The organism is Lentzea sp. NPDC006480 (assembly GCF_040611995.1).
Taxonomy (GTDB): Bacteria; Actinomycetota; Actinomycetes; order Mycobacteriales; family Pseudonocardiaceae; genus Lentzea.
Window position 1 is genome coordinate 1 of the sequence record NZ_JBEXPJ010000061.1, and the last position, 24,726, is coordinate 24,726.

Annotated in this window: 28 protein-coding genes and 1 pseudogene; 16 read left to right on the forward strand and 13 right to left on the reverse strand. The window is 69.8% G+C overall.

Annotation, left to right across the window (positions count from 1 at the left end):
- The 5 genes from ABZX92_RS23495 to ABZX92_RS23515 all read left to right on the forward strand — a co-directional run.
- Positions 1 to 1,381: glycoside hydrolase family 130 protein (locus tag ABZX92_RS23495; protein ID WP_355563070.1), on the forward strand; the 1,381-nt coding region annotated here is incomplete at its 5' end.
- Between the two features lie 160 nt (positions 1,382 to 1,541).
- Positions 1,542 to 2,480, forward strand: a complete 939-nt coding sequence (locus ABZX92_RS23500) for an acyl-CoA desaturase (protein WP_355563201.1) — start codon at positions 1,542 to 1,544, stop codon at positions 2,478 to 2,480.
- Positions 2,481 to 2,576: 96 nt separating this feature from the next.
- Positions 2,577 to 3,491 carry a hypothetical protein gene (locus ABZX92_RS23505; protein WP_355563073.1) on the forward strand — a complete coding sequence of 305 codons (915 nt, stop codon included), beginning with the start codon at positions 2,577 to 2,579 and terminating at the stop codon, positions 3,489 to 3,491.
- On the forward strand, positions 3,488 to 4,216 hold the full coding sequence (locus ABZX92_RS23510; RefSeq protein ID WP_355563075.1) for a GAF and ANTAR domain-containing protein: 729 nt from the start codon (positions 3,488 to 3,490) through the stop codon (positions 4,214 to 4,216). The genes ABZX92_RS23505 and ABZX92_RS23510 overlap by 4 nt, the downstream gene beginning before the upstream one ends.
- Before the next feature lie 5 nt (positions 4,217 to 4,221).
- On the forward strand, positions 4,222 to 4,947 hold the full coding sequence (locus ABZX92_RS23515; protein ID WP_355563078.1) for a GAF and ANTAR domain-containing protein: 726 nt from the start codon (positions 4,222 to 4,224) through the stop codon (positions 4,945 to 4,947).
- Positions 4,948 to 5,145: 198 nt separating this feature from the next.
- Here ABZX92_RS23515 and ABZX92_RS23520 read toward each other — a convergent pair whose 3' ends face one another.
- From ABZX92_RS23520 to ABZX92_RS23530, 3 genes are all read right to left on the reverse strand, one after another.
- Complete coding sequence (locus ABZX92_RS23520; protein ID WP_355563080.1) at positions 5,146 to 5,301, reverse strand: DUF6307 family protein; 156 nt, start codon at positions 5,299 to 5,301, stop codon at positions 5,146 to 5,148.
- Positions 5,298 to 5,840, reverse strand: a complete 543-nt coding sequence (locus tag ABZX92_RS23525) for a DUF5994 family protein (RefSeq protein ID WP_355563083.1) — start codon at positions 5,838 to 5,840, stop codon at positions 5,298 to 5,300. The genes ABZX92_RS23520 and ABZX92_RS23525 overlap by 4 nt, the downstream gene beginning before the upstream one ends.
- 290 nt (positions 5,841 to 6,130) lie before the next feature.
- The gene (locus ABZX92_RS23530) at positions 6,131 to 6,631 is read right to left on the reverse strand and encodes an STAS domain-containing protein (protein WP_355563084.1); all 501 of its coding nucleotides are present in this window, start codon (positions 6,629 to 6,631) and stop codon (positions 6,131 to 6,133) included.
- Positions 6,632 to 6,905: 274 nt separating this feature from the next.
- Here ABZX92_RS23530 and ABZX92_RS23535 point away from each other — a divergent pair, with 274 nt between their 5' ends.
- Positions 6,906 to 7,514 (forward strand): hypothetical protein, encoded by a 609-nt coding sequence (locus tag ABZX92_RS23535; protein WP_355563086.1) that lies wholly within the window; start codon positions 6,906 to 6,908, stop codon positions 7,512 to 7,514.
- Positions 7,515 to 7,566: 52 nt separating this feature from the next.
- Here the strand turns inward: ABZX92_RS23535 and ABZX92_RS23540 are convergent, their stop codons facing one another.
- Positions 7,567 to 7,743, reverse strand: a complete 177-nt coding sequence (locus tag ABZX92_RS23540) for a CsbD family protein (protein WP_355563089.1) — start codon at positions 7,741 to 7,743, stop codon at positions 7,567 to 7,569.
- Between the two features lie 210 nt (positions 7,744 to 7,953).
- Here ABZX92_RS23540 and ABZX92_RS23545 point away from each other — a divergent pair, with 210 nt between their 5' ends.
- Together ABZX92_RS23545 and ABZX92_RS23550 are read left to right on the forward strand one after the other, a co-directional pair.
- Positions 7,954 to 9,135, forward strand: a complete 1,182-nt coding sequence (locus tag ABZX92_RS23545; protein ID WP_355563092.1) for an AI-2E family transporter — start codon at positions 7,954 to 7,956, stop codon at positions 9,133 to 9,135.
- Positions 9,132 to 10,172: an acyl-CoA desaturase gene (locus ABZX92_RS23550; protein ID WP_355563094.1), complete on the forward strand. Its 1,041-nt coding sequence runs from the start codon at positions 9,132 to 9,134 to the stop codon at positions 10,170 to 10,172. The genes ABZX92_RS23545 and ABZX92_RS23550 overlap by 4 nt, the downstream gene beginning before the upstream one ends.
- Positions 10,173 to 10,178: 6 nt before the next feature.
- Here the strand turns inward: ABZX92_RS23550 and ABZX92_RS23555 are convergent, their stop codons facing one another.
- Together ABZX92_RS23555 and ABZX92_RS23560 are read right to left on the reverse strand one after the other, a co-directional pair.
- Entirely contained in the window at positions 10,179 to 10,676 is a 498-nt protein-coding gene (locus ABZX92_RS23555; RefSeq protein WP_355563097.1) for a hypothetical protein, read from the reverse strand.
- Positions 10,677 to 10,748: 72 nt separating this feature from the next.
- Complete coding sequence (locus tag ABZX92_RS23560; protein ID WP_355563099.1) at positions 10,749 to 10,886, reverse strand: hypothetical protein; 138 nt, start codon at positions 10,884 to 10,886, stop codon at positions 10,749 to 10,751.
- A 23-nt stretch (positions 10,887 to 10,909) separates the two neighbouring features.
- Here ABZX92_RS23560 and ABZX92_RS23565 point away from each other — a divergent pair, with 23 nt between their 5' ends.
- Positions 10,910 to 11,044, forward strand: a complete 135-nt coding sequence (locus tag ABZX92_RS23565; RefSeq protein ID WP_355563102.1) for a hypothetical protein — start codon at positions 10,910 to 10,912, stop codon at positions 11,042 to 11,044.
- Between the two features lie 41 nt (positions 11,045 to 11,085).
- On the opposite strand, the gene ABZX92_RS23570 is transcribed toward ABZX92_RS23565, so the two are convergent.
- The 4 genes and pseudogenes from ABZX92_RS23570 to ABZX92_RS23585 form a co-directional block, all read right to left on the reverse strand.
- The gene (locus tag ABZX92_RS23570) at positions 11,086 to 11,910 is read right to left on the reverse strand and encodes a GAF domain-containing protein (protein WP_355563105.1); all 825 of its coding nucleotides are present in this window, start codon (positions 11,908 to 11,910) and stop codon (positions 11,086 to 11,088) included.
- A gap of 77 nt (positions 11,911 to 11,987) precedes the next feature.
- Positions 11,988 to 12,173 (reverse strand): annotated as a pseudogene (locus ABZX92_RS23575) (hypothetical protein); the annotation flags it as partial.
- Between the two features lie 187 nt (positions 12,174 to 12,360).
- On the reverse strand, positions 12,361 to 12,969 hold the full coding sequence (locus ABZX92_RS23580; RefSeq protein WP_355563108.1) for a DUF4360 domain-containing protein: 609 nt from the start codon (positions 12,967 to 12,969) through the stop codon (positions 12,361 to 12,363).
- A 146-nt stretch (positions 12,970 to 13,115) separates the two neighbouring features.
- Complete coding sequence (locus ABZX92_RS23585) at positions 13,116 to 13,976, reverse strand: hypothetical protein (protein ID WP_355563111.1); 861 nt, start codon at positions 13,974 to 13,976, stop codon at positions 13,116 to 13,118.
- 295 nt (positions 13,977 to 14,271) lie between these two features.
- Between ABZX92_RS23585 and ABZX92_RS23590 the strand changes: the two genes are divergently transcribed.
- Both ABZX92_RS23590 and ABZX92_RS23595 read left to right on the forward strand, forming a co-directional pair.
- Complete coding sequence (locus ABZX92_RS23590) at positions 14,272 to 16,815, forward strand: tetratricopeptide repeat protein (RefSeq protein WP_355563113.1); 2,544 nt, start codon at positions 14,272 to 14,274, stop codon at positions 16,813 to 16,815.
- A gap of 18 nt (positions 16,816 to 16,833) precedes the next feature.
- A complete protein-coding gene (locus ABZX92_RS23595; protein ID WP_355563116.1) occupies positions 16,834 to 17,247 on the forward strand; it encodes a hypothetical protein in 414 nt (137 codons plus the stop codon).
- On the opposite strand, the gene ABZX92_RS23600 is transcribed toward ABZX92_RS23595, so the two are convergent.
- Both ABZX92_RS23600 and ABZX92_RS23605 read right to left on the reverse strand, forming a co-directional pair.
- The gene (locus ABZX92_RS23600; protein WP_355563119.1) at positions 17,244 to 18,380 is read right to left on the reverse strand and encodes a hypothetical protein; all 1,137 of its coding nucleotides are present in this window, start codon (positions 18,378 to 18,380) and stop codon (positions 17,244 to 17,246) included. The genes ABZX92_RS23595 and ABZX92_RS23600 overlap by 4 nt on opposite strands.
- Before the next feature lie 2 nt (positions 18,381 to 18,382).
- Positions 18,383 to 19,438: a hypothetical protein gene (locus ABZX92_RS23605; protein ID WP_355563122.1), complete on the reverse strand. Its 1,056-nt coding sequence runs from the start codon at positions 19,436 to 19,438 to the stop codon at positions 18,383 to 18,385.
- 327 nt (positions 19,439 to 19,765) lie between these two features.
- On the opposite strand from ABZX92_RS23605, the gene ABZX92_RS23610 reads away from it, so the two are divergent.
- From ABZX92_RS23610 to ABZX92_RS23630, 5 genes are all read left to right on the forward strand, one after another.
- Positions 19,766 to 20,197, forward strand: coding sequence for an Hsp20/alpha crystallin family protein (locus tag ABZX92_RS23610; protein ID WP_355563124.1), 432 nt, complete (start codon positions 19,766 to 19,768; stop codon positions 20,195 to 20,197).
- Positions 20,198 to 20,209: 12 nt separating this feature from the next.
- Complete coding sequence (locus ABZX92_RS23615) at positions 20,210 to 20,515, forward strand: hypothetical protein (RefSeq protein WP_355563127.1); 306 nt, start codon at positions 20,210 to 20,212, stop codon at positions 20,513 to 20,515.
- A gap of 171 nt (positions 20,516 to 20,686) precedes the next feature.
- On the forward strand, positions 20,687 to 21,172 hold the full coding sequence (locus ABZX92_RS23620) for an Hsp20/alpha crystallin family protein (protein ID WP_355563129.1): 486 nt from the start codon (positions 20,687 to 20,689) through the stop codon (positions 21,170 to 21,172).
- 58 nt (positions 21,173 to 21,230) lie between these two features.
- Complete coding sequence (locus ABZX92_RS23625; RefSeq protein ID WP_355563131.1) at positions 21,231 to 23,339, forward strand: glycogen debranching N-terminal domain-containing protein; 2,109 nt, start codon at positions 21,231 to 21,233, stop codon at positions 23,337 to 23,339.
- Positions 23,340 to 23,368: 29 nt separating this feature from the next.
- Positions 23,369 to 24,493, forward strand: coding sequence for a glycosyltransferase family 4 protein (locus ABZX92_RS23630; RefSeq protein ID WP_355563134.1), 1,125 nt, complete (start codon positions 23,369 to 23,371; stop codon positions 24,491 to 24,493).
- 1 nt (position 24,494) lies between these two features.
- On the opposite strand, the gene ABZX92_RS23635 is transcribed toward ABZX92_RS23630, so the two are convergent.
- Positions 24,495 to 24,719, reverse strand: a complete 225-nt coding sequence (locus ABZX92_RS23635; RefSeq protein WP_355563136.1) for a hypothetical protein — start codon at positions 24,717 to 24,719, stop codon at positions 24,495 to 24,497.
- Positions 24,720 to 24,726: the final 7 nt, after the last annotated feature.

The window sequence follows — 24,726 nt, forward strand, 5'->3', positions numbered from 1 at the left end:
GGAAGTTCCCGAGCACGAGTCGCGGTCCGCCGCCGTCATCCGGCGGGTGATGGCGCTGGACGAGGACACCGTGCGCGCCGCTCTCGACCGCACCGTCCGCCTGTTCGCGGGCCGGCACCGGGACGTCCGCGTGACGTTCGCGGACAACTTCGCGAGCGTCAGCCACCGGTTGTCCCCGGACATCGAGCTGTCCGAGTCGCGGCGGTTGCTGATCGGCGCGTACTTCACCCACGAGTACGCCGTCGAGGGCGCCGCGCTGTGCAACCCCTCCATGGTCGCCCACCCCGACCAGAGCGGGCTGACACCGGGACAGCTGCGGTTCGTGCTGAGCGTCCGCGGCATCGGCGAGGGACACCTGTCCTCGATCGGTTTCCGCACCGGGGTGGCCGGGGCCGGTGGTGTTCTCACCGTGGACCCGCAGCCGAGCGTCATCAGCACGGGCCAGCACAGGGACGGGGACTACGAGAAGAGCCTCTTCCTGGGCACGCTCACCGAACGCGGCCACGACGACGAGGTCTCCGCCGTGCTCAACCGGTGGCTGCCCGCGCGGTTCACCGGTGCCGAGCTGGACGAGCTGCTGGCGGGCCTGCACCCGAAGCTGGTCGCGCGGCAGGCCGCGCACCGGACCGTCGAACTGATCAGGTGGATCGCCGCCTGCAACTACACCACCGAGTTCCCGGAGGACTCGGTGGTGAGCGGGCGGGTGCTGTGGCCTTCGGGCCCGTCTGAACGCCACGGCATGGAAGACGCCCGGTTCGTGCGCTTCACCGACGACGACGGCTCGCAGACCTACTACGGCACCTACACGGCGTACGACGGCACAGACGTCGCACCGCAGCTGTTGCAGACCAACGACTTCCGCACGTTCCGGATCACGCAGACGACCGGTGCCGCGGCACGCAACAAGGGCATGGCGCTGTTCCCCCGGCGGATCGGCGGGAAGTTCGCGGCGTTGTCCCGTGGCGACGGCGAGAGCAGCGCCGTGTCCTTCTCCGACGACATCAGGACGTGGAGGGAACCACAGCCCGTGGCGATGCCGGGCAGGGACTGGGACCTCGTCCAGGTCGGCAACTGCGGCTCGCCGATCGAGACCCCCGAGGGCTGGCTCGTGCTGACCCACGGTGTCGGCCCGATGCGGCTCTACTCGATGGGCGCGATGCTGCTCGACCTCGACGAGCCCGCGAAAGTGCTGGCGACACTGGCAGAACCGCTGTTGGTGCCCAGCGCCACCGAACGGGACGGGTACGTGCCCAACGTCGTCTACTCGTGCGGTGGCCTGCTGCACGACGACACCCTGGTGATCCCGTACGGGGCGAGCGACGCGACCATCGGCCTGGCGACGACGTCGGTGAGCGACCTGATCGCCGCCATGGCGCCGTGACGTTGCCGGCCCCGGGTTTCGTCACCGCCGCACAGCGGGTAGCCCGCTACTGACTCACTTGAGAATCGCCCTGGACCTCGGCGACGCAGACGAGAACGCCGTCCCGGAGGTTCGCGACGTGACCACGACAGTTCCCCGCGTGCAGGCCGCACCACAGCCGATGCTCGCGGGTGAGAACACTCCCTTCGAAAGATTCCTCATCAAGCTCTTCACGGTGGTTCCGGCGCTGGCGGTGGCCGCCGCGGTGCCGCTCGCGTGGGGCTGGGGCCTCGGCTGGACCGACATCGGTCTCGCCGTCTTCTTCTACACCCTCACGTGTCTCGGCGTGACGATCGGTTTCCACCGCTACTTCACGCACGGCGCGTTCAAGGCCAACCGGGCACTGCGGGTCGCACTCGCGGTGACCGGCAGCATGGCGATGCAGGGACCGATCATCGGCTGGGTCGCCGACCACCGCCGGCACCACGCCTTCGCCGACCGCGAGGGCGATCCGCACTCCCCCTGGTTGTTCGGCACGTCCGCCGTCGCACTGGCCAAGGGTTTCTGGCACGCCCACCTGGGCTGGATGTTCCGCCGCGAGCTGACCAACGCCGCGCGGTTCGCGCCCGACCTGCTCGCCGATCCCGACATCCAGCGCGTCAACCGCTGGTTCCCCGCGCTGACCGCCGTCACGCTCCTCGCGCCCGCCCTGGCAGGCGGGCTGATCACGTGGAGCTGGTGGGGTGCGCTCACCGCGTTCTTCTGGGCGAGTCTGGTGCGGGTGGCCGTGCTGCACCACATCACGTGGTCGGTCAACTCCATCTGCCACATGATCGGCGACCGGCCGTTCGAGGCACGCGACAAGTCCGCGAACTTCTGGCCGCTCGCGATCCTGTCGATGGGCGAGTCCTGGCACAACTCCCACCACGCCGACCCGACCTGCGCCCGGCACGGCGTCCGGCGCGGTCAGATCGACATCTCCGCACGGCTGATCCGGGTGTTCGAGATCTTCGGCTGGGCGACGGCCGTCCGCTGGCCGAGGCCGGAACGGCTGGCGCGCAAGCTCAAGCCGTCCGGAACCGACCGAACGGCGGCGGACCCCGAGCAGGCATCGCTCTAGGATCGATCACGTGCCTGGCCCGGTCAGGTGACATCTCGACCGCCCCGGCCCCCGGCGGTGCCACTTCACCACCCCTGGTCTGGAGTGTTGCCCGCAATGATCGACCTGTCCGACGTCACGCGACTGGAGCAGGAAACCCGGACACTGCGCGAGATGGACTACCGCCACGGCGGCGAGTCCTGTCTCGACCAGGTGCGGCTGCGGATCCGCGAGAGCCTCCCGTTGATCGACGCACCCGCGTCGCAGGAGGTGCGGCGGCGGTTGTACGTCGCTGTGGCCGACCTGCGGAACCTGGCGGGCTGGGTGTGCTTCGACGCCGGGCTGGTCACCAACGCGCACAACCACTTCTCGCACGCACTCGCGCTGGCTGGGATCGCCCGTGACGACGGGCTGATCGCCAACGTGTGCTACCGGCTCGGACGGGTGTACCTGCACCACGGGCACTTCGACGAGGCGTTGCGGTACTTCGACCTCGGGCGGCTGGCGGTGGCCAGGACCGACGACCATCTCGCGGCCAGCATCCTGACCGTCAACTCGGCCTGGGCGTGCGCGAAGAAGGGCGCGGAACACGGTGCGCTCACGTTGCTCGACCGCGGGCAGGAGCAGTTCAGCGCCGCCGACCGCACCGACGTGGCCGGCTGGGCGAAGTTCTTCACCGAGGCCGATCTGTCGGCCATGGCGGGGGCCGTGCACACCGCGTTGGCCGACACCGCGGGAAGACATCACGCGCGCACGGCCGTGCCGCTGCTCCTGGCCGCGGTCAACGGATACGGCGAGGACATGATTCGCAGCCGAATTCTCAGCCTGGTGCTGCTGGCCACCGACCACCTGATCGAAGGAGACGTCGAGATCGGCGTCGGCGCCGGGCTGCGAGCCCTGGAGTCCGCCGGCGGCGTCGGCTCGGCCCGCATGCGCGACCGCTTCCGCCCGCTCGCCGCGCAAGCACGCCGGCACGGCACCCACACCGGTGCGGTCGACCTCGCCGAGCAGATCGACGCCGCAGCGCCATGAACGGTGACCGGCTGGCCAGGGTGCTGAGCCATCTCTCCGACGAGGCCGCCTTCCGCGGCGTCGCGCCGTCCAGCGAAGCGGCGTGCGAGGCGTGCGTGACGCTGATCGGGGTGACCGGCGCTCAGCTGACCCTGATGAACGGCACGGGCCGGGCTGAGTCGCGGTACTCCACGAACGAGATCGGCACCCTCCTCGAGAACATGCGGTTCACCCTCGGCCAAGGGCCGTGCGAGGACTGCCTGCGCTCCGGCGTTCCCGTCCTGGCGGGTGTGCTGGACTCCTGGGAGAACAACCAGCGGTGGCCGCTGTTCACACCGTCCGCCGACGCCACCGGGGCGCGGGCGATGTTCGCGTTCCCGTTGCGCAGCGGCGCCATCCGGCTGGGAGCGCTCGTGTTGCACAGAACGAGTCCTGGGCCGTTGACGCCGGAGCAGGTGGCTGACGGACATGTCGTCACCGACATCGTCATGGCGTTGGTGCTGGACGAACTGACTCGCGTTCATCTCGACGCCGAGGTTCCCGCACTCGACGGAATGCCGCTCAGCCGAGCCGAGGTGCATCAGGCCACCGGGATGGCCTCCGTCCAGATCGGGGTGGGCATGGACGAAGCACTGGTGCGACTGCGCGCGCACGCGTTCGTCCGCGACAAGCCGGTGGTCGAGGTCGCGCGCGACATCGTCACAGGGCGCCTGCGCCTGGGTCCGGCGACCGAACAACAGAGGTGACAGTCATGTCCGTGGAGAACCTGGCGGAGACGTTCGTCGAGCTGGCCGACACCCTGGTCGCCGACTTCGACCCGATCGACTTCATGCATCTCCTGGCCAACCGCTCCGTCACCACCCTGGGGGTGGACGCCGCCGGGATCCTGCTGGCGGACCACCGCGGTGAGCTGCAGGTGGTCGGGGTCTCCAGCGACCGTGCCAGGGTGCGCGAGCTCTTCGAGCTCCAGGACCGGCGGGGTCCCTGCATGGAGTGCTACCTCACCAGCGAGCCGGTGACGGTCACCGGGTTCACCGAGCCGCCGCAACGATGGCCGGAGTTCTCCTCCATGGCGGTGACCGCCGGGTTCGGCGCGGTGCACGCCCTCCCGATGCGGCTGCGCGAGCAGACCGTCGGCGCGCTGAACCTGTTCACCGTCAACGAAAGCGCGCTCAGCGAGACTCGACTCACGGTGGCGCGCGCCATGGCGGACGTCGCCACCATCGGCCTGCTCCAGGCCCAGCTCATCAGCCACCAGGAGCTGCTCGCCGGGCAGTTGCAGAACGCGTTGCAGAGCAGGGTGCTCATCGAACAGGCGAAGGGCGTGCTGGCCGAGCGCCTGCGGATCAGCGTGAGTGAGGCCTTCCACGTCCTGCGGCAGTACTCGAGAAGTCACCACCTGCATCTGAGCGGCGTGGCGGAGGACGTCATCGCCGGCGCGATCGACATGACGGCGTTGAAGGCCGCCACGTCGTGAAGCCCGCAAGCTCACCGCTCCTGTGCGTCCTCGTCGCTGTCGCGCACCTCCGTTGCCGTACAGGTCGATGCAGTGCCGTACCGGGTTTCGGTTCGACGGCAAGATGCTCGGAGCTCACCCGCACGTAAGTGAACGCACAACCGGCGCGAAGCAGTCGAGTGCTCCGCGCCGGACGTACCTCGCCGTGGTGGTGCGAGGTCAACGCACCCGCTCCGGGATGTGGTCGAGCACTTGCAACACCTGCACGGCGAGGACCCTCGCCGCCTTGTCGCCGAGCTTCGTGCCGCCGGACAGCACGTCCTCCACCATCTTGAGCCTGCGCTCGTAGGCGGACGTGTAGGTCGATGTGGTCATAGGGCTTCTTCTCTCAGTTTCTGCCGGGGAATGCGGCCGCCCTCGTCCTCCCACGCGTCCACAGTGGATTGTGCGGAATCCCGGGTATCCGCGCGAAGCAGTTCCTCGACGGTGTCGGTGTTGTCGCGCTCGGAAGCGCGCATCATCGTGCGGTGGGCGGCCGACGGGTCGGTGTCCGGCTGGACGAGCAGCAGGGTGAGGCGGCGCCGGTCCCCCGCGATGACGTCCAGCGTGTGCGCCGGCCTGGACCAGAACCCGTCGAGCCGGACGCGGACGCCCTCAGCCGCGATCTTGCGTGGCGCGGTGTCCCACTCCTGCAGGTTGTAGCTCACCCGCGGTACGACGCCCAGCCGAACTGCCAGCACCGCGAGCAGCGCGGGCAGTTCGGCGGCGAGGTCCCGGGAACGCGGCCACCAGGCACCGTCGACGTACCCCGTGGTGAGCGCCTTCGGCCGCAGCCGCAATCGCAGCGGATGCCGAGGCTGCTCGGTGGCCGTGACGGCCGGTGAGGCGATGGACTGGTGCGGAGCCGACATCATGCCGGGACTCCCGTCTCCGGCCAGAAAAAAGGCCGGTTCAGGTTTAGCCGAGTACGACGCGAGCTTGAACGCTCACATACGAGATGTTCTCGACAGAATTAACAGTACACCCTTTTCAGCGCGTTGGACGAATTGGGATCCCGATGTTTCCCGGAGCCGTGATTCCACTGTCCGCGCTGCTAGCAGGACTTCGTCAGGTCGTCGAGAACTCTCGACGCCGGATTTCCGACGGTTGCCGCGATGCGCCGAGCCGGCGGCACGAAATGATCCGAAGAGTGTGATATCGGCCCTTACAACGCCAAGCTGGGGGAAATCGCCCGGTCCTGCGGCTGCTTCTCCCTTGCGAGAGATCGCGGCGCTCCGGACATTCCTCGCGACCGGCGTGGGGACGAGCACGACAGCGCTTCGGCGACGTCGGCGTGGAGGTCGAAGACGTCGTCCAGGCCCGTGATCATCAGGGGTCGGCACACCCGGCGGGTGTTCGCGACCACGCACAGGCCGGTGCCCGTCAGCAGCGCCATCTCCCTGACGACGACCAGTGCGGTGAGGCCGGCGGCGCAGAGCACCTTCACCTCGCCGAGATCGACGACCAGGTGATGGGTGGACCGCAGCTGCTCGACGAGCCGCTCGCGCAGCAACGCGCAGGTGGTCATGTCCACGTCACCTCGCACGGCGACCAGGACCGCTCCGGACCGGGTCGTCCGTGCGGTGACGGTCAGAAGTTCGAGGTCGCACCGGCTCAGTTGAGCGGGCCAGGGGCCGACGGTCGTGGTGACATCGACAAGTGCCATGGAACCTTCCCTCGTCGGCAGTGCGCCACGCCTGGGTCCAGGGCATTCACCGGTAACGCTACACCCGCCGGAGGCGGACGCGGAAGCTCTGCCGCCCCTGCGTCGGCCCAGCTCGCCTCACGATCCACAGTGGACGATCACCGCGCGGGCCCCGAACGGTCACGCGGAGGAGTAGCGTCGAACCATCGACGAATCAGCGGAAGTCCAACGGCCAGACACGGACTCGGCTCGGCTCACGGGGAGAGTCTGGGCAGGCGCCATCGCGGTGGCGGGCGTGCTCGTGCTGCTCGGGGTGACGTTCGCAGTGCTGCTCGGCGTCTCCCAGGCGGGTACGGCCCTGCTGGGAGTCCTGGGCTGGCTGGTCGCACTCGCGGCGCATCTGCCGGTGCTGGGCTCGGCGGGCAGGCTGCACGCGGCCAGGCGGCGCGACACGATTCTCGCGGTGTCGTCGGGAATCACCGACGAGGTGGTCCGGCTCGCGCTGGTCGTGGTCGCCGTCAGCGGCTTCCCGTCCGCGCTCTGGGCCGGATTCGGCTGGGCGCTGGCGCAGCTCGTGTTCATCTCGGCCACCGACCTCACGAGGTTCGGCTGGCCCATCGGGCGGCAGGCCGCCGAACAACTGAAGGCTCAGGGCGGTTTCCTCAGCACTCATCCCGCTCACCGCGCCGTCAGGGGCATCACGTCGATCTCGTTCCACCTCGGCGCGACCCTACTGCTGACCGCGGGACCGTGGTGGGTGCTGGCGACCGCGGCGTCGCACGCCGTGGTGAACATGGGGTTCGCGCGGTGGGCGCGGAAACGGCTCGTGCCGGTCGAACTGTTCGGCGCCGTGGTGAGCGTGGTCCTCCTGCTGGCCGGGCTGTTCGCCTCCAGCCCCGGCTGAACGCCGGCGGGAGCGCGCACCGGAGGATGCGCGCTCCCGCAGAGAGCAGAAGTCAGTCCTTCTTGAAGGCGTCCTTGACCTTCTCGACCGACTCCTTGAGGTGACCCTTCGCCTGGTCCACCTTGCCCTCGTTCTCCACGCTCCGGTCGCCGGTGGCGTCGCCGAAGCCTTCCTTGACCTTGCCCTTGACCTGATCGGCCTTGGCGTCGAACTTGTCGTCGGTGCCCATGTGTTCCTTCCCTCCACCCGAATGTCAGGTGTGACGTCCACCAACGGATGCCCCCGCAGGCCGTCCTCAACCTTCGAACTCGTCACACGACGGAAGGGTTTGTGTTCTGCACGGCGGGGAATTCCGTGCAGAGGCGTGCAGGCACGCACCGCTCTTCACCGATGACCCCGGACCCCGGCGTCGGAGACCGACACCGGAGGTACAGCCGTCGTGACCACCGACCGCGGGGACACGTCGCCCACGCGGACCACAGTGCCTTCCGTGCTGCGCGTGAGTGCCGCGCTGGGGTGGCGCTTTCTCGTCGTGGTGGCCTCGCTCTACGTGATCGGCGTGATCTTCAGCAGGCTGGCGGCGCTCGTCGTGCCGCTCGCGATCGCGTTGCTGCTGGCGGCTTTGCTCGCCCCTGCCGTCGGTTTCCTGATGGCACACCGGTTTCCCCGCGGTCTCGCCACCGTGGTGGTGCTCGTCGGCGGCCTGGTGGTGCTGGGCGGGATGCTCACGTTCGTCGTGATGACCTTCGTCAACGGCGTCCCGGACCTCGCGGCACAACTGGCCCGCAGCATCGACGCGGTCTCCGGCTGGCTCGTCCACGGCCCGTTGCAACTCAGCGAGACGCAGCTGAGCGACTTCGCCGCGCGAATCGTGAAAACCTTGCAGGACAACCAGTCCGGCATCACGTCGGGCGCGATCACGACGGCCGCGACGGTCGGCGAGACCCTGGTCGAGATGTTGCTGGTGCTGTTCGCGCTCGCGTTCTTCCTCTACGACGGGCCGGGCATCTGGCAGTTCCTCATCCGCGTCGTCCCCGACGGGCCTCGCAGGCGGGTCGACGTCGCCGGCAGGCGCAGCCTCGCCGCGCTGGTCGCCTACGTCCGCGCGACCGGAGCGGTCGCCGTGGTGGACGCGCTCGGCATCGGCATCGGGCTGGCCGTCCTGCGCGTGCCGCTGGCGGTTCCGCTGGCAGCGCTGGTGTTCATCGGCGCGTTCGTCCCGATCTTCGGTGCCGTGGTGGCCGGCGGTGTGGCCGTGCTCATCGCGCTCGTCGCGAACGGCCCGGTGACCGCCGCGATCCTCCTGATCATCGTCATCGCGGTGAACCAGCTGGAAAGCCATGTCCTGCAACCGTTCCTGCTGGGACGCGCGGTGAAGCTGCATCCGCTCGCGGTCGTGCTGGCCATCGCGTCCGGACTGCTCGTCGCGGGCATCGCCGGCGCGTTGCTCGCGGTACCACTGCTGGCAGTGCTCAACTCCGCGATCCGTTCCCTGCGCAGCGAGGCGGACGAACACGTGGCACCCGCCGACGTGCACACCAGTGAGCCGGAGGAGTCCGGGCCGGACGAACCCGGCCTCGACACCGAAGCCGAACAACAGAAACCCGGAGCAGCTCCATGACCTCAACGCACGACGCGCTGCCGGAGACGGCCGGCCGTCCTCGTGGCAGTGACTTCTCCCGGCTGACGCTGGAGCTCAAGGCCGCCGGCCTGCTGGACCGCCGCCGCGGCTACTACCTGCTGCGAATGACGATCAACGGAGTGCTGCTCGGCGCCATCGCGGTGACGTACGCACTGCTGGGCGACTCCTGGTGGCAGCTGCTCACCGCGGTGGTCCTGGCCTTCGCCTCGACGCAGCTGGCGTTCATCGGGCACGACGCGGGGCACCGGCAGATCTTCCGCAGCCACCGCAACAACAACGTCGTCGGGCACCTGCACGGCAGCCTCACCGGGATCAGCTACCAGTGGTGGGTGGCCAAGCACAACCGCCACCACGCCAACCCCAACCACGAGGGCCACGATCCCGACATCGAGATCCACGCCCTCGCGTTCAGCCGCGCCCAAGCATCCGGCAAACACGGCCTGTACGCCTGGATCACCAAGCACCAGGCGTTCCTGTTCTTCCCGCTGCTGCTCGCGGAGGCGGCCGTGCTGCGCATCTCCGGCCTCGTCGCGTTGTGCCGCAACGAACTGCGCAACCCGTGGCGGGAAGCCGCGCTCCAGATCGTGCCTCTGGCGGCCTACCTGGCAGCGGCGTTCCTCGTGCTCTCACCGCTCAAGGCCGTCATGTTCATCGTCGTGCACCAGGGCCTGATGGGCGTCTACCTCGGATGCTCGTTCGCGCCCAACCACAAGGGCATGCCGATCATCGCGGAGGGCCGGCGCCTGGACCACCTCCACAAGCAGGTGCTGACCTCGCGCAACGTCACCGGAGGCCAGTGGGTCGACGCCCTGCTCGGCGGCCTGAACCACCAGATCGAGCACCACCTCTACCCGCACATGCCCCGGCCCAACCTGCGCCGCGCGCAGCCCGTCGTCGAGGACTTCTGCCTCCGGCACGGAATCCCTTACAGCAAAACCACCATGGTCCGCTCCTACGCCCAGGTGTTGCGTCACCTGCACGACGCGGGAGCACCTCTGCGCCACCCGGTGCGGTGACCCGGCTCAGCCCTCCGACATGCGCAAGGTGAGGCCCCGAACGACAAGAGTCGCCGACTCGGGGCTCTCCGGCAGCACGAAGTCAATGGTGTCGCCCGCCAGCTCGAACTCCCCCTGAGGCGGGAACGCCGCGGTGGTCACCCGCCAGCGCGCGGGCGCACTGGCCTGCAACCGGATCACGCCGTCCGGCTGGGTGACCGTCGCCGACAGCGGCACCGACAGGTCGTACGCCAACCGGCCGCCACCCTGCGGGCGTGCGTTGACGTCACTCACCTGCTCCAGCGCCACGGTGCCGCCGTCCTGCTCCCCACCCGCGTCCGGCAACTCGGCCACCAGCTTCAACCCGGTCAGCCGCAACGTGTTCGGACCGCGCTCGAGGCGGCACCCCCCGGTCAGGTCCAGCACCATCGTCCTGGCGCGCAGGGTGACCTCGATCCCGTCGGCGCGGCAGTGCAGTGCGATCCCGAAGTGCTCGGCCGAACCGGCGGAGGAGGACATGGCCATACCGGTGCGGTACCCGAGGCCGGGGCGGTGAAACGTCCGGCCGGTCAGGGGCCGCGCGTGCCTCGGCACTGTTCAGGCATCGAGGTTCACCGAGAACCGCTGGTGGAGCGCGTGGTTGGCGGCCACCGGGCAGGCCGCGCCGCACCGGCCGCCGGGCGGACAGGTCAGCTCCTCCTGGATCCGTTGCGTGCCGACAGACAGCACCGTCACTCAGGTCCGCGAGCCGGTTGGCGATGACCTTCTGCCGCGCCGTGCGCCGGGAGGTGTCGGCGGAGATCGCCGTCAGCCACCGGTCCGACGCCGAACACAACGCCGCCATCGGCTCGTTCGTCCGCGCCTGGACCCATTACCCGGCCAAGGCCGCGTGACAGCCACGAGGTACGGGCTGCTGGTGCGACAGGTCAGTGCATCAGGGCGTGCGCGCCGGTTGAGCAGTGCGGCGCGTCGCGGGTCGCAGGTAGCGCTCCAGTCCGTTGAGCTTCTGGTCGGCGATGAACGTCGACCGCTCGTTGATGATGACGTCTTCGGCGTGCCGGATGCAGGCCCAGGCGGAGTCACCCCACGGATCGGCGATCTTGACCTCGACGGGGTTGCCGCAGGGGCTCGACAGGCCGAGCTGGCACGTCTGGGGGTGCTCGCCGTCGAGGTGGTCGGCCGCGAGGTGGCGCAGCTGGCCCGCCAGCTTCGCCGACGCGGTGGCGTGCGCTCCGGAAGCCTCGTCCAGGCCGCGTTCGGCACGCACCGCCTGGATGGCGGCCAGGCGCAACTCCAGCTGGTCGGCGACGATCCCGGCAAGCGCGGTGAGCGTCGCGACCTGGGCGTCGGTGACCTCGCGGGGTTCGCGGTCGATCACGTTGACCGTGCCCAGCCGGTGCCCGTCAGCGGTGATGATCGGCGCGGCGGCGTAGAAGCGCAGGCCCAGCTCGCCGCGCACCAGCGGGTGGTCCAGGGTGCGGGGGTCGACCGCACCGTCGTTCACCACGTACGCCTCGTCCTGCAACACGGCCGAGGCGCACAGGCCGGGCTCGGTGCCGATCTGGGTCACGCCCGACAGACCGTGGCAGGCCGCGAACCACACGCGGTCGACGTCCACGATCGTCACGGTCGCGATCGGTGTGCCGAAGACCAGCGCGGCCACCTGGGCGACGCTGTCGAAACTACCGTCAGCGGGTGCGTCCAAAATGTGGTAGCGACGGACCGCCGCCAGACGCTCCGGATTGGTGTGAGTAGGCACGCGAGCAACGATAACCGACGATCACCGCAGGTCCGGGCCGCGAGCAATCTTGTGACCGTGCCGCGTGCCACGTTTGACCACCGACACCAGTGGGTAGCAGCGCCGGATCGAGGCGTGTTGCCGGACGGGCAGGTGGAATGCCGTAGCGCGGTCAAACGTCGGCGCATGCCGGTCAGTGCTTTGTCAGTGAAGCCGGTACCTGCGTGACCGATGTGGACCAGGCCCGGTTCGCAGTAGGAACCCAGCAGAACGTCCTGGCGCAAGCTCTCGTGGAACCGTTCCTGCGCAAGGCTTTCAGCCGGTCAGTTGACACCGCTCAACGGCTGGACGCCTTTCGCGATCGTGGTGATCACTGGCGGCAGACTTGCCCATCGCCGGCGGCTCGCTCGTCGCGATCAGTCGTCAGGCCCGGAGCCACGACGGTCCCGGGCCTGCGACCAGGCTTTTCGGTTACGGGCAACGCTTCCAGGAGAAGTGGTAGTCCGTCTTGGCGTGGCCGTCGAGCGAGTCCATCGCCATGAAGCTCGTCTTCTTCGGATCCGACGAGCCCGCGTTCACCCGCAGCTCGGTGTTGATGTTCAGATTCCTGTTCACCCCGCACGGCGGGTAGATGATCGGCGAGCCCACGTCCGTGGCCTGCCATTCGTCATCCACCGGGCCCTGCCAGTTGTGGCTGCGGTAACCCGTGTCCGTCATGCCCTGGAAGTAGTAGCTGGACCTCAGGGTGCTGGTGGCACCGCGTTCGAGGTGGAGGTAGCCGGCGTAGTCGACCTTGGAGATGCCGTAGACCCAGCCCTCCGGCGCGTTCACTCTGATGCTCAGCTGGCAGTTCTTCCGGAAGTCCGTCGGTGACGCACCGGGGCCGACCTTGGCGGCATAGCTGCTGAAGACGACGTGGAACGCGGAGTTGTCCGGTGACACCGACACCGAGGTCGTGCCTCGGGGACAGCCACTTCCGTTGATCGTGTCGACGGTGACCGCGCCGGGCGGCGGGACGTCGGCCTGTGGGAGGACGACGGTGGACATCGCCATGGCCGCGGCGACAATCGCGTGGATCATTGGATACCTTCCGGCTCGTACGCTGGGCAGCGGCGGAGAAGACGTACCCAACCCGATGACGGAGGCTTGGTGGGATTCCTGCCACCTTGCGATTACTTGACGATCCGCCGTTCCGCGTCCTGTTCACCAGTGTGAACCGACACGCCTCACGCCCGCGTGCCGACCGGCGTCGCCGCGGGCTCCTTCTGCCGGGTGCCGGCCGCGTAGTGGGCGACCGCGATCGCTCCGGCGATCGCCAGGACGAACCCGATGGTCGCGGCGGTCACGTATCCGTCGCGGACGCGGTCGTCGAGGTAGATCAGTCCGACGAACGACGAAAGCGCCGTGTTGGTGGTGAACATGACCGCGGTGACCCCGGTCGGACCGCCCTTCTGCAGCGCCATCGCGAACAGCGCCGCCGCGATCACACCGTTGAGGACGATGGACCAGGCCGCCGGTTCCAGGACGAGTCGCCAGGCGGCGTCCGGGAGATCGAGTGTTCGGGCCGAGATGCCGACGACGCTGTAGGCGACACCGGAGCCGAACGCCAGTGCCACCGTCGCCCAGACGTGGTGGTGGCGCCTGGCGTAGATCGCGATCGCCGCCACCGGAATCGCGACACCCACGAGGATCCAGCGCCACTGCGGTGGCAGGGTCTGTGCCGGGCCTGGCTCCGCGGACACGCCCAGCAGGACCAGACCGGCCGCGCCGACACCCAGCGCGGCCCATCCCGAAGCACGGAGGTGGGCGCCCAGGAAGGCGCTGATCGTGGCGGTCACGCCGACGCTGAACGCCAGCATCGACTGGACGAGGAACAACGGCAGCCGATGCAACGCGGCAGCCGCGCAGGCGAATCCCAGCAGATCCACGCCGAGTCCGAGGAAGTACAGCCACTGACGCCGGAGAGCGATCAGATCGAGAGACCTTCCGCCGTACGCGCCCGCACGCCGGACACCTATGGACTCCAGGATCGAACCACTGCCTGACGCCAGGGTCGCCAGCACAGCGAGGAGGTAACCCAGAGCCATCCGTCCATTGTGTCAGCCGGTGGCCGTGGTGCTTTCAAGGTCCCCGTCGAGGGCGACTGGTCCAGCACCTCCCCTTGACAGAAAACCGCTGGTAGAGCACGTGGACGTAGTGGTCAGCCCGAGCGTCGGACACGTTCGCTGAACACGAGTGCACCGTGTCCGGGGGTGCGTGCGCCGCTGCCGTGTTGGGGTGCGGCCGTGCGGACCGGGAAATCGGCATTCGCCGGACGGCGGGATGCTCCGTGGCTACCCTGGCGACGTCCGGGGGCTGGGGCTGGGGCGTCGGGGGTAGCACGTGGCTGGTGTGCGGGCGGTGCAGGGCGGACCGGATCCGGGCTCGGTCGAGACGCTGGCCGACCTGGTGCGCGAGCTGGACCTGCTGCGGGCGCGGGCGGCGCGGGGGTCGCGCAAGGCTCGGGTCAGCATCGACGAGCTGGCGGCGCGGGTCGGCATGCCCCGCTCCACGGTGCACGCCCACATCAGCGGGGTCACCGTGCCGCCCATCGACGTGCTCGACCGGATCGTCATCGCGCTGGACGCATCCCCCGACGAGCAGGCCTGGTGGAGCGAAGCCTGGTATCGGGTGGCTGCCCGGCCCCGCACGCCCGCGGGCCGGCCGCCTCCGCTCGCGCCGCGGCAGCTGCCGCCGGACGTCTCCGGGTTCACCGGGCGCGCGGACTCGCTCGCCGCGCTGGACCAGCTGCTGGACGGGGCGGGGCCGGCCGTGGCCGCGATCTCGGGCACCGCCGGGGTCGGCAAGACCGCGCTCGCGTTGCGGTGGGCGCACCGGGTGGCCGGCCGGTTCCCGGACGGGCAGCTCTACCTGAACCTGCGTGGCTACGACCCGACCGCCCCGGTACCGCCGGCCGCCGCCGTGGCGATCGCGTTGCGGGATCTCGGCGTGCCCGGCGCGGACATCCGGCCGACGCTCGGCGAACAGGTGAACCAGTACCGGACGCTTCTCGCGGACCGCAGGGTGCTCGTCGTGCTGGACAACGTGAACAGCCCTGAGCAGGTCCGCGACCTGCTGCCGGGGTCACCGAGCTGTTTCGTCGTGGTCACCAGCAGGGACGCGCTGACCGGGCTGGTCGCGAGGGACGGGGCCCGGCGCATCGACCTCGGCCTGCTGCCGGCCTCCGACGCGCTCGCCTTGTTGCGCTCCCTGATCGGCGCGCGCGTCGACGACGACCCGGCCGCGGCGCACGCGCTGATCGAACGCTGCGCCCGCCTGCCGCTCGCGTTGCGCATCGCCGCTGATCGGGCACACAGCCGGCCGGACCGGCCGCTGGCGGTCCTCGTCGACGAGCTCTCCGACGAACTCGGCCGCCTCGACGTGCTCGACGCGGGCGGCGACGACCAGACCGCGGTGCGCGCGGTGTTCTCGTGGTCCTACCGGAACCTGTCGCCGGGTGCCGCACGGTTCTTCCGCCTGCTCGGCTGCCAGCCGGGGCGGCACTTCGACCTGCACACCGCCGCGGCGGTCACGGGCGTCGATCTCGCCTGCGCCGGTCGATCTCTCGCCGAACTGGTGCGCACCCACCTCGTGGAGCCGTTCGACGCCGACCGGTACCGGATGCACGACCTGCTGCGCGCCTACGCCGCCGAACTCGCCGCGGCCGAACCGGAGCACGATCGGCGCACCGCGCTGACCGGGCTGCTCGACTACTACCGCTTCGCCGCGGCCGCCGCGATGGACCAGGTGTACCCGTCCGAGCGTGCCCGTCGTCCCGTCGTGCCCGTCGCCGCCGCCGCTCTGCCGTCCATGACGTGTGCGCGGGACGCCCGTGGCTGGCTCGACATCGAGATCGACAACCTGGCCACCGCGATCGAGTTCGCCGCCGCACAGGGATTCGCCGAGCACGTCGCGGACCTCGCGGGCACGCTGTGGCGGCACCTCGACACGACCGCCCGGTGGACGGAGGCGATCGCCGTGCACACCTGCGCGCTGACCTCCGCCCGCGCCGCCGACGATCTGGCCGCCGAAGCGAGCTCGTTGCGGCACTTGGGCATCGTGGCCGAACACCAGGGCAGGTACGAAGACGCGATCGAGCACTTCGAGCGGTCGCTGAAGATCCGCGGCGAACTCGGCGACGACGCGGGCACGGCGTCGGTCCTGACGACGATCGGGGTCGTGCTCGAGGCGATGGGCCGGTTCGACGAGGCGATCTCCGGTCACCGCCGGGCGCTCGACCTGCGGCGCACGGCAGGCGATCGGCACGGCGAGGCGACGACGTTGCTCAACCTCGGCATCGCCCAGGAGTCGCGCGGCGACCACGACCTGGCAGCCGAACAGCACCGCCAGGCGTTGCGGCTCTACCGCGAGATGGCCGACCGTCTCGGCGAGGCACACGCGTTGAACAACCTCGGCAACGCGCTGCGGCGGCTGGACGAGGGTGCCGGCGCGCTGGACCACCACGAGCGGGCACTGGCCCTCTACCGCGATCTCGGCAGCCGCGAGGGTGAGGCGTTCGCGCTCGCCGGGCTCGGCGCGGACCTGCATCGGCTGGGTCACCTCGACGACTCCGTGCAACGCCACGAGCAGGCACTGGTGATCGCCGGCGAGATCGGGTTGCCCGGCCTGCGCGCCGAGGTGCTCAACAACCTCGGCGAGACACTGCTGGACGCCGGGCGCGCCGACGACGCGCGCGTGGCGCACGAGTCGGCGCTCGCCGTCGCCGCGGAGCACGACGACCGGCTGGAGCTGGCCAGGGCGTCGCACGGGCTCAGCCGCGCGCTGCGGGCGGCCGGACTGTCCGCAGAGGCCGGTGTCCACCTGCGGGCCGCGCTGGCGATGTACGACCGGCTCGGCGTGCCCGCCCCAGACCAGCAACCCGGATAGCACAACGAGAGGGCAGTCATGCGCGTTCTTCCCATCCTGCTGTCGGCGGCACTCACCATCACGACGGCCGTGGTCACGACACCGGCGGCACAAGCGGTCACAGGTTCGTGCTCGGTCGGCACGCTCACCGAGGAGAGCGTGCCCAGGACCAGACCCGTCGGACGGCTGGTAGTCGCCGTCAACAGGACCGCCCGCACCGCCAGCGCGTGCTTCTACCGCGTCGGCGAGGCGACGGGCGCCGCTGCGGAGCTCTACGTGGAGATCACCGGACGGGCGGGGCGCCAGACCCAGGGACCCGCTCACCACAACTCCATCGGCGGTTACGCGGGCCCGGTGGCCGTCGTTCAGCCCACCGGCACGTGCGTCACCGCCAGCGGGTGGATCAAGTGGAAGGGCGTCAAGTACGAGACCTCCAACCTGAAGGTCTGCTAAGGGCGGTCCAGAAAACGCGTCCGCACGTAGAAGGGCTCGGCGATCTGCCTGGTGTTGGAGATCGTCAGCACACCCTGGGTGCACGCCGGAGGTCTGCGGCCGGCGTCGCCCTCGGTGCGCAGCACCGTCTCGTACCGTTCGTCGCCGGGCTTCCACCGGCGGACCTCCTGCCACTCCTGCTGGGTCCGGTCGTCCGCGGCGAGCCAGTACACGTGGTCGCCGCACGCGACCACGGTGCTCGTGAGCACCCGCCCGAAGTCCACAGTGGACGATTCGGTGCGCGCGATGGCGTGGGAGAAGTCGTACTCGTGCTCGCCCTGTGCGTCCAGCGCGGCGGTGAACGTCCACCCGCCGAGGCGCACGCCGTCCCAGATCCCGCACCCGGCCTCGGGTGCGAGCTGCGTGACCTCACCGGACGGGTCGCGCCACCACCGCGACTTGCAGTCGGCGTAACCGGAACCGCTCGCCTGCAACCAGGAGAGCCCGCCGCCCGCGCTGTCGACGCGCAGGATCGTCGCGCCGGCCGGCGCGCAGTGCAGGAGCGTGTCCCGCAACGTGGCCACGTCCACGGAGACCAGGCAGCTGCGGTTGTCGTGGCCGACCGCGGGCAGCACGACCGCTGTTCCCGTCTCGGTCACGTGCTCGGTCATCTGCTCGGACAAGGACAACGACGCCACGGTCGCCGGCTGGAACCGGGTCCGCTGACCGTCCGCGAGGCCGACGCGCCACAGCACGCTCTGGTCCTTCACCGGATCGGGAGCCTCCGCCTTGGCGTAGGAGCCGTCGAGGATCATCGCGTACCGGTCCGTGAACACCGCGCGATATGCCTGCCGTTGCGGCGATTCCGGCTGGAAACGCGCCACCACCTGGCCCGTGGCGCGCCGCACGACCAACGCCCGGGAGTCGGGATCGTTCTGGGGCGCCTGCGGGTCCGAGGACAGTCCGTACTCGCGGCCGACGGTCTCGAACGTGCCGCGGCGGTCCGCGGGGATGTCGTCGGCGAAGAACTGCCAGCCGTGGGCCTGCGCGGTCGCGGGCGGAGGCTGTGGTGCGGATGCCGGACCGGCGCACCCGGAGAGCCCGAGTGCGCCGGCCGCCACGACACCCGCGATCAGCGTCGTGATCGATCGCATGGTCAGACGCCGATGTTCTTGAAGTTGCTGTTGTTCTTCTGCGCCTGCAACACGTTCGCCGTGCTGGTGGAGAACATGTTCGGCGTGCCGGGCCACGCGGGCTCGGCGATCAGGATCGTGTCGTGGCCCGTGCGGAAGTCGTATCCCGCGCCGACGTCGAAGTGGCCGGCGGTGGTGCGGCCGAACGGGTTGAGGTTCGCCGTCCACCGCGGGTGCAGGATGATCGGCGCCTTCTTGACTCCCGTGTGCTTGACGAACAGGGCCCTGAACTTCGCGGTGGTGTAGCCCGCGATGCCCAGCGTCACGTACGCGCCGACCCTGTTGTCCCAGGTGAGGTACGAGTTGGTGACCCGCACCATGGCGCCGATGCTGGTGCCGGACCTGGTGGTGCCCAACCGGCCCGCCCACACCGACGGCGTGTGGCCCTTGTCGCCGGTGGGGTCGTTCCACGCCATGATCGCCATGGTCGTGGGCCCGCAGTAGTACCCGTTGGGCTGCTTCATCGTCCGGGAAGCGCTGATCGTGCTCGAGGTGGTCGGGGTGACGGCTGCGGCCGGGTCCGTGTTCGCCCACTCCGCGACCTCGGGGTACTTCTGGAAGAAGTCCGCGGGCAACGGCTCGTCGTTGGCCGTGTACTGGAAGTACTTCACCTTGCCGAGCTGGGCCAGCGCCTCCTTCATCTCGGCCTGCTCGGCGAAGATCCGGTCTTCCTGGGGCTGAGCCGCCCACTGCCGCAACTGGGTAGCGAACGGGGCCTCACCGGGCTCGTCACCGGGCTCGGGAGCGGTGTTCTGCACTCGAGCGGCCAGCTCCTCCTTCGACAGCGGGGCATCCTCCCAGCCGACGTGCAGGCAGTAGATCGCGCCGTCGAGGTTCCCGCAGCGGGCCGCGAGGCCGGCGAGCTTGGCGTCGTCGGCGTTGCGCAACTGCGTGTCCGACGGCGATCCCTTGATCATCTCCTGGGCGACGGCGTCCGGCTTGGTGACCGCCGCCGTCGCGACCGGCGTCAGCGAGACCATCGCCGCCAGCCCGGCCAGCGCCCCTACGAAGAGCTTCATGTTTCCCCTCTCACTTGTGCCCTGAGGCCGACGCGGTATGTCTTCCCCTGATCGGCCGTGGGCACAGTTGAGCGGTTCGCGGGGTCCCGGCCCGGCGATCCTGGATACGTCTGGACATTTCTGGACGGGCAGCGAGGACGTGATCGCAGCGGCCCACCACGACCGTGCCCCAGGTCGGGGACCGTCAACGGCCGCGAGCCCGCGAAGATCGCGAGCACCATGGGCCGTTAGTCATCTTTTAGACGACACTCTGACTTGTCATCGTTCCGACGACATGCTACAACGGAGGTGCGCGTTGACAGCAGTCGAGACATCGAGGAGGTACCGATGTTGATGCGCACCGACCCGTTCCGGGAGCTGGACCGCTTGGCACAGCAGGTGTTCAACGGATCGGGCACGTGGTCACGGCCTGCGGCGATGCCGATGGACGCCTACCGCGCGGGCGACGAGTTCGTCGTGGCGTTCGACCTGCCGGGTGTGTCCGCGGAGGCGATCGAGCTGGACGTCGAGCGCAACGTGCTGACCGTGAAGGCGGAGCGGCGCCCGGCCAGGACCGGCGACAACGTCGAGATGCAGGTCGCGGAGCGACCGCTGGGCGTGTTCTCCCGCCAGCTGTTCCTCGGCGACTCCCTCGACACCGAACACATCCAGGCCGCGTACGACGCAGGTGTGCTGACCCTGCGCATCCCGGTGCTGGAGAAGGCCAAGCCGCGCAGGATCGCCATCACCGGGCAGGACGTGCCGCAGATCAACGCCTGACCAGGAGTGGTCATGGTCGCGCAGACACTGGACGAGGAGTTCTTCGCGCTGGTGTGCGAGGACGAGGAGCTGACGCGCGCCGAGTTCGACGCGATCATCGAAGCGAACTGGGGAGAGCCTCCGCTGCCCTCGGTGCCACGCCCGCCGCTTCCGTCGACGCCGTACCTGAACACCTTCCGCTCGCACGGGCAGGACCGCGTCCCGGTGAGCCTGCCGGCGCGGCAACGCTCTCCTCCGTCGTGGCGACAGACCCCGAGGAGTACGTCCGGTCGACCGTTCGCACAGTCGAACCGATCCCGTGGTGGCCAGTCCGCCTGACGCCACCGGAGCGCAGGGGCGCAGCGATCCGCGAACCGCCCGGACTTCTCCAACCCGATGGCCCCGCACCGCCCAGATCGCGGTGCGGGGCCATCTCGCGTCCTGACTCGCGAGCACCAACTCGGGCCGGGAAGTTCGACCCAGCAGGAGTACGCGGGCACGCGAGCAGGTTTGCCAGCCTTCTGGTGGAGGCAACCACGAGAGGAGACGGACAATGACGCTCATGCGGTTCGACCGTTCCGCGAGCTCGACCGGGTCACCGACCAGACGTTCGGCGGGACGCGGACGCGCTCCACGATGCCGATCGAGGCCTACCGCCGGGGTGACGAGGTGTGCGTGCACGTCGACCTGCCCGGTGTCGATCCCAGCGCCGCGGACGTGACCGTCGAGCGCAACGTCGTCACCATCCGCGCGACCCGGCGTCCGCTGTACGGCGAGAACGACGAGGTGATCATCAACGAACGGCCGCAGGGCGAGTTCAGCCGCCAGTTCTTCCTGGGCGACAACCTCGACATGAACGGGCTCAACGCGAGCTTCGACCGGGGCGTGCTCACTCTGCGCATCCCGGTGTCGGAGGAGAGCAAGCCGCGGCGCGTCGAGATCGCGGGCGGCAGCGAGGAGGCGCGCGTGATCGAGCCGCAGAACACCGGTTCCTGAACGAGTCCGACGCAGACACTGGAGGGCAGATGCCCGCGACCACCTCCGCCAGGACGGCATGACCGAGGGCTGGGCGTTCGAAGGACAGCCGCCGGTGACGTCGTCGGGACTCGCCGGCGGGACGGTGACCCTCGTCAACGGCACGTCGTTCTGCGTCTGCGGGCACGACGGTGACATCCACGCCGAGGGGCCGCAGGGCACCTTCTTCATGGACACCCGCATCGTGTCCGGCTGGCGCGTGCGGATCAACGACGCGTCGATCGAGCCGATCACCGTGGTGCCCGGTGAGCCGTTCCGCACGACTTTCCTCGGCCGCGCACATCTCGGGCAGCGCGGCGAGAGCTCGCTGCTGGTGGAACGCACCCGGTACGTCGGCGCGGGCATGCGCGAGGACGTGGTCCTGCGCAACTACGGCCCGGCCGACGTGCCGGTGACGCTGGCCGTGCACGTCCAGGCGGACTTCGCGGATCTCTTCGAGGTCAAGGAGGACCGCGTGCGCCTCGACGACCGGCACGCCGCGGAGGTGCGCGGCGATGGGCTGTGGCTCAGTCGCGGCAGCCGTGGCCTGTGGGTGAGCGGTGAGCACGCCGAGTACGCGCTCGACCGGTTGACGTTCCACGCGCTCGTGCCCGCGCGCGGCGAGTGGTCGACCCGCATCGTCGCGCGGCCGGTGGTGGACGGTGAGCCCGCTCCCCCGTTGTTCCCGCTGGAGCACCCGGTCGAGCAGTCGGCGCCGGTGCTGCGCGCGCGGCGATGGCACGAGCTGGGACCGGTGCTGCGGGTGTTCGGCGACCCCGCGCTGATGCGCACGCTGCGGCAGAGCCGCGAGGACCTGGGCGCGCTGCGGATCTTCGACCCGGACCGGCCGGAGGACGCGGTGATCGCGGCGGGAGCGCCGTGGTTCATGACGTTGTTCGGGCGTGACTCGATTCTGTCGTCGCTCATGGCGCTCGCCATCGATCCGTCACCCGCGCTTGGCACCGTGCAGACCCTGGCCCGCCACCAGGGACGGGTGGTCGAGCCGAACAGCGAGGAGGAACCCGGCCGGATCCCGCACGAGATGAGGTTCGGTGCGGACGTGTCGCTCGCGCTCGGCGGCCGGAACATCTACTACGGAACCGCCGACGCCACACCGTTGTTCGTGGTGCTGCTCGGAGAGCTCAGCCGGTGGGGCATCGGGCGCGAGCAGGTCGAGGCGCTGCTGCCCCACGCCGACCGCGCGCTCGAGTGGGTCGATCGCTACGGCGACCGCGACGGCGACGGGTTCGTCGAGTACCACCGGGCCACCGAGCGCGGGCTGGTGAACCAGGGCTGGAAGGACTCCTGGGACGGAGTCAACTTCGCGGACGGCACGATCGCCCGGAGCCCGATCGCACTGTGCGAGGTGCAGGGTTACGTCTACGCGGCGTTCCGCGCACGGGCCGGTCTGGCGCGGGCGACCGGCGCGGATCCCCGGTACTGGCTGGAGCGGGCGGCGGAGTTGAAGAAGCGGTTCAACGACGCCTTCTGGATGCCGTCGCTGAACCGCTACGCCTTGGCGCTGGACCACGAGAAGCGGCCGGTCGACGCGGTGACGTCCAACGCCGGGCACTGCCTGTGGACCGGCATCGTCGACGACGACAAGGCGCCGCACGTCGCGGAATCGCTGCTGTCGCCCCAGATGTTCACCGGCTGGGGTGTGCGCACGCTCGCCTCCGACATGGGCGCCTACAACCCCATGAGCTACCACAACGGATCCGTCTGGCCGCACGACTCGACCATCGTCGCGGCCGGTCTGATGCGCTACGGGTTCATCGAGCACGCACAACGCGTCGCCAGAGCGGTGTTCGACGCGGCGGACGCGTTCGGCGGCCGGTTGCCCGAGCTGCTGTGCGGGTTCGACCGCGCCTCCTACGCCCGCCCGGTGCCGTACCCGACGTCGTGCTCTCCGCAGGCGTGGGCCTCCGCCTCGCCGGTGCACCTGCTCCGCGTGTTGCTGCGGCTCGAGCCGTGCGTGCCGGAGGGCGAGATCCGGCTCGCACCCGCGTTGCCCGAGGAGTTCCTGCCACTCGCGATCGACAACGTGCCGCTCGCGGGTGCCCGGGTCACTGTGGAGGTCGACCCGGAAGTCAGGGTTTCCGGGCTGCCTGAAGGAATTTCGGTCGTCCACGACGTCTCATCGGATTGAACTGAGCGTGCGGCGGGGATCCGTCCGGAATGGAGCAACTGAAAGTCGCGATGGTGGCGCCCCCGTGGTTCGAGCTTCCGCCCACCGCGTACGGCGGCATCGAGTCCATGTGCGCCGATCTGACCGACCAGCTGACAAGACGTGGCGTGCGGGTCACCCTGATCGGCGTCGGCCACAGCAGGACGCGCGCCCAGTTCGTCGCCGTTTCCCCTGCGGCGCAACCGGAACGCATGGGGCAGGCCCTGCCCGAGGTGGTGCACGCCGCCGCGCTGCCGGACGTGCTCGACCGCCTCGACGTCGACGTTGTGCACGACCACTCGCTGGCAGGCCCTCTGCTGGCTCGCGGCCGCGAAGTGCCGACCGTGGTCACCGCGCACGGACCGGTGACCGGCGAGATGGGGCGCTACTACCGGGACCTGGGCGACAGCGTGCACCTCGTGGCGCTGTCGGACGCGCAGCGCGTCGCCGCACCGTCGTTGCACTGGGCCGGCACGGTCCACAACGCCGTGCGGGTCGCGGACTTCCCGTACTGCTCGCGGAAAGAGGACTTCGTGCTGTTCCTCGGCCGCGCGACCCCCGAAAAGGGCATCCCGGCCGCGATCATGGCCGCACGAGCGGCCGGTCTGCGACTGCTGATCGCGGCGAAGTGCCGGGAACCCGCCGAGCTGGCGTACTTCCGGGAAGCGGTGGAACCCATGCTGGGCAACGGAGTCGAGTGGCTCGGCGAGGTGGACCGGGCGCGCAAGCTCTCCCTGCTCGCGGCCGCGCGATGCCTGCTCTTCCCGATCCGGTGGGCGGAGCCGTTCGGCATCGTGATGGCGGAGGCGCTGGCCTGCGGCACACCGGTCGTGGCGTTGCGCCGGGGTTCCGTACCGGAGGTGATAGTGCACGGAGAGACCGGGTTCGTGTGCGACACCCCCGCGGAGCTGATCTCGGGCCTGCTCCGGGTGGACTCGCTGAGCCCGCTGCGCTGCCGTTCGGACGCGCGGAACCGGTTCGACGTGGACCTGATGGCGTCGCGCTACGAGTCGCTGTACCGCTCGGTCGCCGGACGTGCCGGCGAGGGCGTGCGGCAACTGTCCAAACGGACTGTCCCCACCACCAACGGAAACGGCTACACGTTGGATGTGCCAACAGCGAACTGGCGTCCCTGAGTCACACGCGCATCACGTCCAGCAACGCGAGCGACCGCCGCACCGCCGTGGTCGCGGAGATCAGGCACAGCCTCGATCCCACCCGGCGCACGTGGACCCTGATCACCTTCGCAGCGGCGACGGGAACCACCACGCTCACCTCCAGCACATTTTGCCGTGCGTGGACGATCGCGTACCGCGCGGGTGCGACGCTTCGTTCCGCCGGGCGCAAATCCCGGTACGCCATGGGCCTG